The sequence below is a fragment of the Rania fehmarnensis genome (genome assembly GCF_056494185.1).
The window spans coordinates 729,238-742,405 of the sequence record NZ_CM151398.1; the positions used below are offsets into that span (position 1 = coordinate 729,238).

Here is a 13,168-nt window from a genome sequence, read left to right on the forward strand (position 1 = left end):
AGATTTTGGCAAATATCGAGTGGTCTTCTGATCTACGCATTACAATTAACTTGCTCGTCGTAAACCCGTAGACCAGACCATCTGCCAAACCATCGGAGATCCATCATGAAGGCGCTTAGTCGTCGGCAAGTACTCAAAGCCGCTACCTGGGGTGGAGTGTTTACGATCATCCCAGCGCGAGCGTGGGGTGCCAATGAGCGGATCAACCTGGCGGGCATTGGCGTGGGTGGCAAAGGGGCTGGCGAAGTCACGGACTTGACGGAAGCTGGCGCTACTTTCGTTGCGCTGTGTGATGTGGATGGCACCAATGCCAGCGGCACGTTTAAGAAGTATCCCAATGCCAAAGTCTATACAGACTTTCGTGTCATGCTCGACAAAGAGAAAGGCATCGATGGGGTGACGGTCAGCACGCCTGATCACACGCATGCAGTGGCTTCTCTGGCCGCGATGGTGCGCGGCAAACATGTTTACTGTCAAAAGCCCCTGACGCACACCATCTACGAAGCCCGCATGATGACACTGGCAGCCAGGCACTACAAGCTAGCGACCCAGATGGGCAATCAAGCTCACGCTGGTGAACCAATTCGTCGCGCAGTAGAACTTGTGCGGGCCGGCATCATTGGAGCAGTGCGCGAAGTTCATTGCTGGACCAATCGTCCCATCTGGCCGCAAGCCGATGCGGCTCTAAGCGAACGCAGTAAATTGGCTGGGCAATCCAAGCCTGTCGATCTCGATTGGGATTTGTGGCTAGGACCTGCACAGCCGCGCGATTACAACGCATGTTATGTACCGTTCAAGTGGCGCGGGTGGTGGGACTTTGGTACTGGGGCACTGGGCGATATGGCTTGTCACATTATGGACATGCCATACTGGGCTTTGGACTTGGGCTCACCTGAAACCGTCAGCGCCCATTCTGGAGATGCTACCGCAGAGACCGGCCCCGCCTGGTCGACGATTGTGTATCAATTCCCAGCCCGAAAAAGCGTGGGCGGTGGCATCAGCGGCGCTGCAGTGGGACCAACAGCTCTGGTCGATCAACCCGCAGTAAAATTCACCTGGTACGATGGCCTGCGCGATGGTAAGCCGAATGCTCCGTATGATTTGTTAGCCCGAGCTACTAAAGAAGCTGCAGCCGCAGCTGCGAAAGAGCCCGCTCAGAAACTCGCTGGCAATCGACCAAGCGAAAGTATCGATTCGCCGGGCCGCTGGGACCTGATACTGGTGGGTGATGAAGGCTTGATGTTGTTTAATCGTGGATCGAACAATTGGATCGTCACGCCCTCTGCGCGGGCGGAAGAATTCGCGAATGTTCCCAATTCGATCCCACGCGTCGCCAATGAAGATGAAGAATGGTTGGCTGCGATTCGTGGTCAAACACCTGCGCTGTCTAACTTTGACTATGCAGGTCCTTTTACCGAAGTCGTCTTGCTTGGCAACCTGGCGGTGCGTCTTGGCCAGGAGATAACTTGGGATGGCGTTAACCTGAAAGCCGTCGGCTTGCCCCAAGCCGATGAGCTGATCCGCGGCCAATATCGCCAAGGTTGGGAATTGCCGTTTAAGGGTTGAGAGCAGCCCAAAGCAATTTCATTGATGTTCAATGGGGTGAAAAACTGAAGCTGGTGTCGCTGTCGCAGCCTGGCAACGAAGACGCTTTCATTCGCAGTGAATATGGTTCACTGGTCAAAGATCTAAAAGCCATGCCCACCAACGCGTGGGTCGAAGTTCCAGCCGGCGCGATCGTCTTCGAGCCAGCTCCAGAACGCGTTGTTGCGCGTCGAACAACCACACGTTTGGTCTTCAACCGCATCAGCGAAGCAGACTATCGCTTTCTGCGTTCGGCTGTTGCCAAGTCGAATCCCACCGAAGACGACTTGGCAGAACTATGGATGTTCGCTGAGCTGAACTTCTTCTAAGCGCATTGCGCGGCACAGAAGTATCTTTCGGCCTGGTTACCAGGCTCTGCCTGGTAACCCACTGCCTCGCAGGCTCCGCCTGCGTCGCTCAAATGCGGGCGACAATTACGCTCTTCGTCGGCGAAGTTCGGTGACGTCGGCGTCGAATAGGTACGCGGCTGCGGACATCTCGCCTTCGGCCTGGGAACCCATATCACCGAAGATGGCATCGGCGGCATCCGTCGCATCGTTCGGGTTTTCCGATTCGTCCAATGGCTGCTCATCTTCAGGTTGCTCAATGATCTCTGGCGAGCCCTGGTTGATTTGATTGATCACCAACAGTGCATCCAGCGGTGATGCGGAGCCGTCGTTGTTGACGTCGGCAAAATCAAGCTGCTCGCCCATCGAGACGGCGTCGATCGATAGTTGGCCCGCGGCTCCCGAATTCAATCGATTGATGATCATCAGCGCATCGATGGCTGTTGTCAGTCCATCATCATTGACGTCTGTAGGACTCAATATGTTGAAATAGGGATTGACGTCGGGGTTGACAAAGCTGCCATCCACCAAGAGCGAGGCGGCCAGCGCTTCTGAGTTTCCGTCGCCATCCACATCTTCTCCCGGTGGGTCGGCAATACCTTGTGGGTTGGAATTGCCTAGACTCGTATTCAAGGCGTAAGTCTTGGATGCGATCAAGCCGCCGGAGCGACAACCTGTGGCGCCATTGTATTCATAGATCTTGTCAGTGCCTGAATCAACGATCCAGATGGTGCTGCCGCCGGAGGGATCAATTGTGATACCAGTCGGCCTGGTGTTGGCCGAGTCCAATTGCCAGCGACCGAGGTAAGTTCCAGAGGTCGTGTATTTGTAGACCAGGTTTACCGAACCATCGTCCACCACCCACACATACGCTCCATCGGTTGCCAAGTCTTTGGGATTGGTATTTGAAGTGTGAAGCCTGAAGCTCGAGGTCAACGTGGGGTTGGGTTTGCTGGAACTAGGCACGAAGTTGGCAGCGCCCGAATAGAAATAGACGCGATCCGTACTATTGCTGACCGTCCAAATGGATGTACCGTTGGTAGAGACACCCTGAGTACTCGTGATACCAGTGCTCCAGCTGGAGCTGACCGTGCCGTTGGTGTCGGACTTGTAGATCTTTCCATTGGAATCGGATACCCAGGTATGAGTGCCGGCTGGATTGGCTGCGATGCCTGTGGGACTGGTTGGCACCACGGAGTGGTTGCTGGTGTACTGAACTGTACTGGTGTACTTGAATGTCTTGTCCGAGTTGTCGTCTACCACAAAGAACTTAGTGGGAGCGGCACTGGACGGTACGGTTGCGCATAGTTTCAATTCCGCCAATTTGAACCAATCGTTTTGCGTTCCAGTCTTCGAGGCCGCGATGACCAAGACGTTGCCCGAACGATTGCCGGCATTGAGGTCCGCGGTGCGCGTAGTGGTTAGTGAAGTATCGTTGTTTTCTGAGTAACCAAGACCCGAGAGATACGAGTCGCTCAGGTTGCGATGGTTGATGAACGGATCGGTCGCAGTACCGATCCATGCGGTCAAATCACTATCGCTATACACATATCCCAGGAACGCTGAATCGATGGTCACAACTTGCGAAAACTCAAAGAGGATATAGTTGCGGCGGCCGACATTGTCGGTCATGTGCGTGTTATTGCCTCCATTACCTTCACTGTTATCGGTTACTCCCAGGCCACCTTGGTAGCTGCCTAAGTAGGCCAATGACCAAGCGCCCCATGAGTCCTGAGCAAAAGCACTGGCCTTCACGGAAATACCGCCCGAAGTGAACGTGCGGATATTCCCCGCTGTGCCACTGGTCGAAGTATTGCCTTCCATCTTCAGGGTTACACAAGCCAAAACGGTGCTGGTGTAGTAGCCGAAATCCATTGATAAGTCGCTGCCCCCGGATGCGAGTGTCGCTGGAGAGGTAGCCGCCGGTTGAACGTTGCTGTCCAGTCCGCGATCACCACCAACAAGCGTCGGGCTAGCAGTAAACGCTGCCAAGGCTCCGCCGGTCGTGAAGTTGCTGGCAGCGATAGACACTGTATAGGTGCCAGGGGCTAGATTGATGAACTGGTAGGAGCCATTGGCAGCCGTGGTCGTCGACTGGGTTACTGTGGCACCACTGCCGGATGTACCTGTCAGCGTAAGCTGCACACCGCCAATGCCTACTTCGCCGTACTCTTGCAGGCCGTCCTTATCCAAATCGTTCCACACGTAGTTACCGACTTTCACATACTTGTAAAAGCCTGCATCGATCGAACTATTATTTTCACCAGCTGATAGAACAATAATGTCGGAGGTCAAGCCATCGCTGTCCAAAGCTCCGTTAGTTCCGGCTTTGCGAACAGTAGCCGCATCGTAGCCTGAGGGTACGCTAAAGGTTACTTGGTACTGAGTTCCAGGTGTCAAGTTCGCAAAGCTATAATTGCCTGAGGTGTCGGTGGTCGTCGTGGTCGACGTATCGCCAACTCCATTGATGATTCCGTCTGGGCCACCACCAACCAGTGTCACCGTAGCACCGGAGATTCCAGCGTCACCACCGTCTTGTATGCCATTGCCATTGATATCGTGCCAAACCGAGTCGCCAATCGAGGCGCTGGCCACGTCTGTGGAAACGCAGACAGTCAAATTTGTGATCTTGAAGTAATCTTCCGGAGTTGTATCGTCCGCTTGAGCGGCAATCACCAGAATGTTGCCGCGCACGTTCCCCGCATTGATGTCCGCCGTACGAGCTTTGGTTGAAGTGGTCGTATTGATTTCGGTGAAGCCCAGGCCATTCAAAAATGCATCCGAGAGCGACTGATGGTTGTTGAAGGCGTTGGTGGCACTACCGATCCATACCGTCATATCGCTGTCGGTGACTACGTAACCTAAATAAGCAGCATCCACGACAACTTGCTCAGAGAACTCGAATAGCACGTAGTTCACACGGCCGGTATTGTCGATGGTGTGCGTAGTGCTATCGCCACTCTCCGAGGAATCGGTGACCCCGAGGCCGCCACTATAGGCCCCCAAATAAGCCGCTGACCAACTGCCGCTACTAGTACGGCTGAAGGCGCTGGCTTTCACCGAGACTCCACCCGCACTGAAGGTGCGCACGTTTCCGTGGGAGCCCGATGTCGAAGTGTTGCCCTGCAGATCGATCACGACGCAAGCAGGTACAGCGATATTGTAAAAGCCCTGGTCGATAGTGTTATTGATTTCGCCTGACAACACGGTGAACGTCGGGGTGATGGGGCCATCGCTATCCGCTTCATCGCCGGTAGCGTTGGCGGGACTGACGCTGTTGAAATCGGCGGGTTGAGTGAACCTGACCGTGTAAGTTCCAGGAACAACGATAAACGAATAGAGGCCGCCACCGGTTGTGGTTGTGGTGGCTACTTCAGTCGTGCCCTGCAGCAAGGTGACGACTACACCATTGATGCCAACTTCGTCGCCATCGAGAATGCCATCGGCATTCGCATCATTCCACACGTAGTTACCGACCGTGGCCAGATTGTAGAGGCCAAGATCCAGGGAATTGTTAGTCTGACCAGATACGACCGTCACTGCAGCAGTCGTCAGGCCATCGCTATCCAACTCATCGCCAGTGGCATCGGTTGGACTGACGCTGCTGTAATCGCCAGGCTTGGTAAAGGCAACTGTGTAGGTGCCAGGCGTTACGCTGAAGGCATACGCGCCGCCACTAGCCGTTTGCGTTGTTTGCAGCACCGTGGTGCCTTGCAGCAAGCTGACAGTTACTCCATCGATGCCGGTCTCGTTGCTGTCCTGAATACCATCGGCATCAAGATCGCTCCAGACGTAATCACCGATTGTCGCCAGTTTGTAAACGCCTAAATCAAGGGAGTTGTTCGTTTGACCCGATGAAACAGTAATCGCGGCAGGAGTCAGCCCATCGCTGTCCAATTCATCGCTAGTCGTAGCGACATCGATCGGACTGATTTGAGTGAAGCCTGTGGCCTGAGTGAATACAACGGAGTAAGTGCCTGGAATAACTTTAAAGGAGTACCGTCCTTGGCTATCTGTTTGTTTTGTCTCGATCACATTTGTCCCTTGCAGCAATTGCACAGTGACACCTGCGATGCCGTCTTCGGTACTATTCTGAATCCCATCGGCATTATCGTCTTCCCAGACGTAGTCGCCGATGGTGGCCAAGTTGTAGAAGCCTTGATCGAGCGTGTTGTCGGCTTCACCGGAGAGCAAGGTTACTGGTGCCGTGGTCAGATCGGCGACCGTTGATCCCGGTGGGCTGATTTCAGTGAAGCCAGTCGGCAGAGTGAACATTACTGAGTAAGTGCCTGGGACCACGCTAAAGGCATACAGACCATCAGCATCCGTTTCCGTGGTATCGACAACGATCGAGCCTTGCATCAAGTTGACGGTGACACCCGCGATGCCATCTTCGGTGCCATTCTGAACGCCATCGGCATTTTCATCGTGCCACACGGTATCGCCAATGTTGACCAGGTTGTAGAAGCCCTTGAAGAGCGTGTCGTTGGTTTGTCCTGACAGCAAGGTGACGGATTCAGTAATTAGATCGTCGACAGTGGACCCCGGTGGACTAATCTCGGTGTAGCCATCGGGCAGAGAGAATTTAACCTGGTAGATGCCGGGGTCCACTGTGAACGCATACACGCCCCCACTGGCGGTGAACGTAGTCTGAATGACGATCGAGCCTTGCATCAAGCTGACGGTCGCACCGTCGATGCCTTCTTCGCTGCTACCGCGGATGCCATCGGCATTCTTGTCATGCCAAACGTAGCTGGCAATGGTAACCGGATTGTAGAAGGCTTGATCAAGTGTGTTGTCTACTTGACCTGAGAACAAGGTCACTGGTGCAGTAGTTAAATCATCGATCGTGGATCCAGGAGGACTAATTTCGGTGAAGCCCGTCGGCAGAGTGAACATCACCGAGTAAGTGCCTGGAACCACGCTAAAGGCATACAGACCATCCGCGTCCGTTTCCGTTGTATCGACAACGGTCGAGCCTTGCATCAAGTTGACGGTTACACCTTCGATACCTTCTTCGGTACCATTCTGAACGCCATCGGCATTTTCATCATGCCAGACGGTGTCGCCGATAATGGCCAGGTTGTAAAAGCCTTGATCGAGCGTGTTGTCTGCTTGACCGGAGAGCAAGGTTACTGGTGCCGTGGTCAGATCGTCGACCGTTGATCCTGGTGGGCTGATTTCAGTGAAGCCCGTCGGCAGAGTGAACATCACTGAGTAAGTGCCTGGGACTACGCTAAAGGCATACAGACCATCTGCGTCCGTTTCCGTTGTATCGACAACGATCGAACCTTGCATCAAGTTGACGGTCACACCTGCAATGCCGTCTTCGGTGCTATTCTGGATACCATCAGCATTATCGTCTTCCCAGACGTAGTCACCAATGATGGCCAGGTTGTAGAAGCCTTGATCAAGCGTGTTGTCGGCTTCACCGGAGAGCAAGGTTACTGGTGCCGTGGTCAGATCGTCGACCGTTGATCCTGGTGGGCTGATTTCAGTGAAGCCAGTCGGCAGAGTGAACATCACTGAGTAAGTGCCTGGGACCACGCTAAAGGCATACAGACCATCTGCGTCCGTTTCCGTTGTATCGACAACGATCGAACCTTGCATCAAGCTGACGGTGGCACCCGCTATACCATCTTCGGTGCCATTCTGAACGCCATCGGCATTTTCGTCGTGCCAGACAGTGTCGCCAATGGTGACCAGGTTGTAGAAGCCGATATCCAGCGTATTGACGATATCGTCAGTACCGACTGTTACCTCGATGGTGGTCAGACCGTCGCTGCCGGGAGCGTTGCTGATGGTAGCCGTGGGACTGATTTCGGTATAATCTGTTGGCTGCGTGAACTGAACTGCGTACGTACCGGGCGCCACATTGAAGGAGTAGGATCCTCCGTTGGAAGTCTGCGTCGTTTCCAAGACGTTTGTGCCTTGCAGCAGTTTAACGATCACACCGTCGATACCCTCTTCGTCAATGTCCACAAGGCCATCGGCATCTTCGTCATGCCAGACGAGATTGCCTAGAGTCGAAGTTCCGTAATAGCCTTGATCGATCTTGTCTTCGAGTTCGCCTGATTCCAGATTGATGTTCTGAACGATTGGGCCATCGCTGTCCAAAGCGCCTGACTCTTGACCTTTGGGACTTATATAGAGATAGCCAGTCGGTTTGATGAACTCGACTCTATAAATGCCTGGTTGAAGATCATTGAAGAAGTATTGTCCATCATTGTTAGTCAGTGTTGAGTCGACGAATGCATTGTTTCGAAACAGGTTGACGCGCGCATTGGGTATACCTTCTTCTCCAGAGCCCTGGAAACCATTACCGTTTCTATCGTGCCAGACGAAATCTCCCAACTTGGCGAGGTTGTAAAAGCCTTGATCGATGGTGTTGTTGACTTGTCCAGTGGTCAAAACAATTGGACCGGTTACCGGTCCGTCGCTATCGACATCATCGGGAGCGATGTCCGAGGGACTGGCCTGTGTAAAGCCAGTGGGTAGTTCGAACTCGACCTTGTAGGTTCCAGCTAGCAGTTGATCAAACTGATAGAAACCGCTGGAGTTAGTGGTCGTGGTGGCGATGAGAACGTCGTTTTGGTACAAGTTGACCGTCGCACCTGAGATGCGTGGTTCGGACGCTTCTTGCCTGCCATTGACGTTTTTGTCGTGCCACACCAGGTCACCGATTTTGGCTGCAGCCACATTGGCGAAGTTATAGCTGCCGCCAACGATAAGGCTTTGAGATTGGTTGATAGTGGGCGAAGTTGGTTCGCTATCAACATTCAAAAAAACGGCCGTTTCTGACTTGCCGACAGAGTCAGTCAGATACCACTGGGCTGATTGCAGAGCATCCCACGAAACAGTGGCGGTGTTGACACTGAAGTTGCCGGTGGTCAAATCGTCGTCTGGGAACCCATCGTCGGTGTCATAAAGTAGTTCCCATACAGCTAACTGCAAACCGACGGCATTGGCAGCGGTTTGCTGCGACTGGCCATAGTGGTTAAAGAGATAAGCGATGCGCTGGCGGTTATCGGACAAACCTGAGCCTGCAGGATCCACGCTGGCATCGACAGCGTAAGGCCCGTTGACGCCGGCATCCAGGCCATTGAACAGATCAACGCTCAGCGTCAAGAATTCTGAGCTGGGGTTGGTGCCGAGGTTGTCATCATACATCGTGGTCGGTAGTTGACCAACAGCACGCTGGATAGTGTTGCCAAAGATCGAGACCTCTACGTTCTCATATTGGCCGATTACGTCAATAAAGCGGTCCATGTCTATGCTGGCGGCGAGCTGAGATGGTGATCGCAATGTCACCGCGATGGAGTTCAGTGTCGAGCCAGTGACGGAGCTAATCTGTGACAGGGACTGGGTGTCACTACCCACGAAACTGGGCGCGGAACGATTGACGAGTTTGTAGTCACCGGGGCTGACATTGGTAAAAATGTAGCCCCCGTTGGCATCCGTGACCTTGGTGTCAATCAAGGTGTTACCGTCGGCCGAACGCAACTCGATGGTCGCACCGGTCAAATAGCCTTCGTCTGAATCCAACGTGCCGTTACTGTTGGCATCGATGAAGGCGGTACCGGCCAAGAAGTCATTGGCCATGAGTTGCCGCTTCTCCAACGATTCGTAGCGTCCTACTTTCTGGGCGATCAACCTGCGGCGCGCATTTTGGAATTTAGTTAGTTGTACAGTTGTCATCGTTGGCCATCCGCTTCCATCAAAGGTGTTAAAACTTCAGCTATGCAAACAGTAGAACCGCGCCAATAAGAATTGAGGTCGCGGTGTATGGAGGCGAGCAGGCTGCCGCAGTCAGCCCGACTCAGCGCATAAAGTCCACACCCTTACCATCTGTATAAACAGGTAAGGGAGGACTAAATTGTGCCGCCTAAATGCATGTCAGCCGTAACTGACATCAGCGTTGCCTGTGTCGCTCGAATCAGATGAGCACTAAACGACCAGGCGATGTGATCGAGCTTCGTAGCGTCGAAGACACAAGCTCGTTGAAAAAGTCGTGGACTGCAGTTGCAACGGCAACGCCCAAACTTGCTAACGCAAACACAAAGAGGTGTTGCGCGACCATACTCAGTTCACTTCGGGCCATCGTACTCTATCTCTCAATTCAAAAACGAACCAACCGACGGAGGGGAATATTCCGTGAGGGGCTATATGCTAGAAGTTTTTACCTAACCGTCAAAGTCCGAAATGTGAGTATTTGCTATTAAATTGGTATTGACATGGGGTCAATGCTACAGAAATCGCTATCCATCGAGCGTTTCGGCTGCTGGTATTTCACCAGTCGGGAAGTGGTCTCGTCGGGTCTGTCCCCGCACGTGGGTGACGCTAGCAAAAAGACCAGTGGTGTGTCCCCGCGCTCAGGCGCTCAAAAACGTGGGGACAGACGTCGGGCGTGAGTGGGGAAGTGGACTCGTTCCCATGCGTCAGGGTGCAGGCGTTTGCCTCTCGACAATTGAAAGCTCTGGGGCGAGGCGGTCGGTCCCCTACAGCAAATTAGTAGATGCATAACTTTAGCAGTTGACTAACGTGTGACGTTGAGTAAACTTTGGGATGGTCGGACCGCACTCTACAGTCTCAGGTGCGGAGCTGAATTCTCCAATGTTTTTTCGACGGTTGATGAGTGTCGTACTGCTAGCCAGTTACGGCATTCCCGCATGCCTAGGGCCTTACTGGCACCGGCACGATTGTGCAGAAAGTTTTTGTGGGCGCAGCCCGCATGAGCATTCAGTCTGCGCGCAGCCCGTCGACTCTGACCGATCATTTGTCGGCCATTCTGAATGTCGGCAAAAGTGTTCCTCTTCCCATAGCTGTTGCCAGGGCAAGTCGCTCAGTGCTGGAGGATTGGCAAATAAGGTTACTGCGCAAGTTGTAGCTGTTGCCTGGCAACGTGAGTCTGGCTGCGATGGAGACTGTGCTGTCTGCTCTTTCTATGCGCAAGCCCCCTGTCCGCCGCTGGGGTGTGAGGCGGAGTTGTGCGCCGACTGGTGTGACGATCTGGCGTGTATTCCCCTGGCCAGGACTGCGCAAGCGCGGGCTGCCTTCACGGCCCGTGGGCCGCCGATCGCGGTCTGTTCTTAAACCTGGCTTGGGTTAATTGTCCAATCAGCTGATGGCCGTGGCGCTGGTTCAGCTGGGATGGATATCTTGCGCCGAACTGCCCCACTTCCATCGCAGTTTGGTAGGTCTTTGAAGTTCGTTTTGCCCCCATCTGTTTAGAGAGCTTGGTTTCCATGAAACCGCGGAATGCGTTTACGCTGGTCGAGTTGCTGGTGGTTCTGGCCATCATCGGGATATTGATTGGTCTGCTGTTGCCAGCGGTACAAAAGGCTCGCGAGGCAGCTCGGCGTGTGCAGTGTGCCAACAACCTCAAGCAAATTGGGTTGGCGATGCACATGCATTGCAATACCTACAGCGGCAAGTTTCCCCGCTCCACGCACGGCACGATGCAGTTCGAGCACACTTGGATCTACACACTTGCGCCCTTCATGGAGAACGTCGATAGCGTGCGTATCTGTCCCGAAGATCCGCGAGGCAAAGAAAAACTCGAGAACCAAGGCACTAGTTACATTTTGAACGAGTACATCTGCGAACCAGGCCCGGAGGCTGCGATGAACATCAATTTTCTCGAGTCGACCTCGCGCACGATTATCGTCTTCACCGCGTCGGATTCTCGCGGTACGGCTATCACCGAAGATCACACCCATTCTCGCAATTGGTTTCGCAATCCAAAGTCGGCGACATGGAATCGCATCGTCTCGGACATCCAGCCAGATCGTTTCAGTGGTCCCCCGCTCGGTTCCCCTGCAGCCATGCGGGCCACCGGTTATGCGAACTACCTGTTCGCCGATGGTCATGTCGAACTGATTGCTTCGCAGCAGATTAAAGCCTGGGCCGACACAGATAAGAACTTTTCGCTGCCCAGTCGTTGCCCAGATACAGAGTAGCCAATGGCCGACGGCTTAAGAATGGCCTTTGGATAGTTGACTGACATGGACTGTCACCGATAGACAAGTAAGTATTCACACCTGGAGCCTTTTGCATCATGTCGTATATCCGTAGTTTAATGTTGGTCGCCACGTTTCTGATTTATTCAGACGTGGTTGATGCGGCCCTGGTCATCAGTATGATGCCTTCGGCTGGGAATTACACACAAGGCGACTCAGGCTTTGTGGATGTGCTGGTTCATAGCGACAGTAACGATCAACTCGATTCGCTGCTGTTCAACCTCAACATTGTTGGAGGTAGCGGCGTAACGTTCATCGATCCCCAGTCGGAAACGTTTCTAACCGATGGTAACTATGTGTTCCAAGGTCGTAGCGGCAACATCGGGTTTGGATTTGGTGCAACGAGTGTCACCAACGCAGGCGCGACGCTCACCATGGCCGATGTTAGTTACGACTTTGCTTCACCGCCCAATCCACTGCCACGTACGATTCCTGATGCGACGAATCCTTTACTGCTAGGCAGATTTGATTTTCTGACCAGTGGACCGGGCAACTTCTCCATTTCGCTTGATCCAGGTTCGTCCTTCGCTGATTCCACCTTCAATACCTTCTCTTACATTTCCACGGGTGCGAACTTTACCGTCACAGGCGTGCCTGAACCCGGCAGTCTTGCGCTGGTCGGTACCATGGGAGCTTTGGCAGCTTGGGCCCGTAAACGACGGGTTGCTTGAAGCATGCGACGGCCAGTGCGTAAGAAACAGAGCGACCCGTCAGCAATCGTTCCAAACAGCTTTATGTTCTGGTGCGCTGTTGGCGTGATGGGATATTCTCTGCTCATACCACTACTGGCGATTGACTCGTTGGTCCTGGCCGAAACCGCGCTAAAGTTTCGGCCATTCCACCAAGTTGCCATCTTCCTGGTCCTCATTTTGGAGGCTATCAACCTATTTGGCAAAGTCATTGTCTTCGGCTGGCGCTGGAGGCATCTGCCCGGAATCATAGGCTTATGTTTACTGCTGCTATCCATACAGCCAGAGTGTCAAGGCTGCACCGGCCTGGCTGCTGCTTTGGCCGGGGCTTTGCCCTTGTCTGAGCTGCAGGTGACCGACGTTGTGATGCATCTCATGCCCGTCGCGGGCTGCATCCCAAGCATCTTGGGAGTTTCCAACGGCGGATTTGATCAGTGGGCCAGCCAAGTGTTCAACACGCTCATCAGTTGCTTGCGAAAGATCAGGATCTAAGCAGTGTGGGCGTGTCCACGTGCTTGTTGAAGTGCTG

Annotated in this window: 5 protein-coding genes and 1 pseudogene; 5 read left to right on the forward strand and 1 reads right to left on the reverse strand. The window is 53.6% G+C overall.

Annotated features, from left to right (window positions below; genetic code table 11):
• Window positions 1-105 precede the first annotated feature (105 nt).
• Both SH573x_RS02415 and SH573x_RS02420 read left to right on the forward strand, forming a co-directional pair.
• Window positions 106-1,566 carry a Gfo/Idh/MocA family protein gene (locus SH573x_RS02415; RefSeq protein WP_479352697.1) on the forward strand — a complete coding sequence of 487 codons (1,461 nt, stop codon included), beginning with the start codon at window positions 106-108 and terminating at the stop codon, window positions 1,564-1,566.
• Complete coding sequence (locus tag SH573x_RS02420) at window positions 1,563-1,913, forward strand: hypothetical protein (RefSeq protein ID WP_479352698.1); 351 nt, start codon at window positions 1,563-1,565, stop codon at window positions 1,911-1,913. Before SH573x_RS02415 ends, SH573x_RS02420 begins: the two co-directional genes overlap by 4 nt.
• A 105-nt stretch (window positions 1,914-2,018) precedes the next feature.
• Here the strand turns inward: SH573x_RS02420 and SH573x_RS02425 are convergent, their stop codons facing one another.
• On the reverse strand, window positions 2,019-9,629 hold the full coding sequence (locus SH573x_RS02425) for an SdrD B-like domain-containing protein (protein WP_479352699.1): 7,611 nt from the start codon (window positions 9,627-9,629) through the stop codon (window positions 2,019-2,021).
• 1,547 nt (window positions 9,630-11,176) lie between these two features.
• Here SH573x_RS02425 and SH573x_RS02430 point away from each other — a divergent pair.
• From SH573x_RS02430 to SH573x_RS02440, 3 genes and pseudogenes are all read left to right on the forward strand, one after another.
• Window positions 11,177-11,437: pseudogene (locus SH573x_RS02430) on the forward strand (DUF1559 family PulG-like putative transporter); the annotation flags it as partial.
• A gap of 551 nt (window positions 11,438-11,988) precedes the next feature.
• Entirely contained in the window at window positions 11,989-12,621 is a 633-nt protein-coding gene (locus tag SH573x_RS02435; RefSeq protein ID WP_479352700.1) for a PEP-CTERM sorting domain-containing protein, read from the forward strand.
• Between the two features lie 15 nt (window positions 12,622-12,636).
• Window positions 12,637-13,131: a hypothetical protein gene (locus tag SH573x_RS02440; protein ID WP_479352701.1), complete on the forward strand. Its 495-nt coding sequence runs from the start codon at window positions 12,637-12,639 to the stop codon at window positions 13,129-13,131.
• The last annotated feature ends 37 nt before the right edge of the window (window positions 13,132-13,168 follow it).

Excerpts from the sequence above, each read along its gene's own strand:
- SH573x_RS02435 (WP_479352700.1), top strand. The coding sequence starts at position 11,989 with ATGTCGTATATCCGTAGTTTAATGTTGGTCGCCACGTTTCTGATTTAT.
- SH573x_RS02425 (WP_479352699.1), bottom strand. The coding sequence starts at position 9,629 with ATGACAACTGTACAACTAACTAAATTCCAAAATGCGCGCCGCAGGTTG.
- SH573x_RS02415 (WP_479352697.1), top strand. The coding sequence starts at position 106 with ATGAAGGCGCTTAGTCGTCGGCAAGTACTCAAAGCCGCTACCTGGGGT.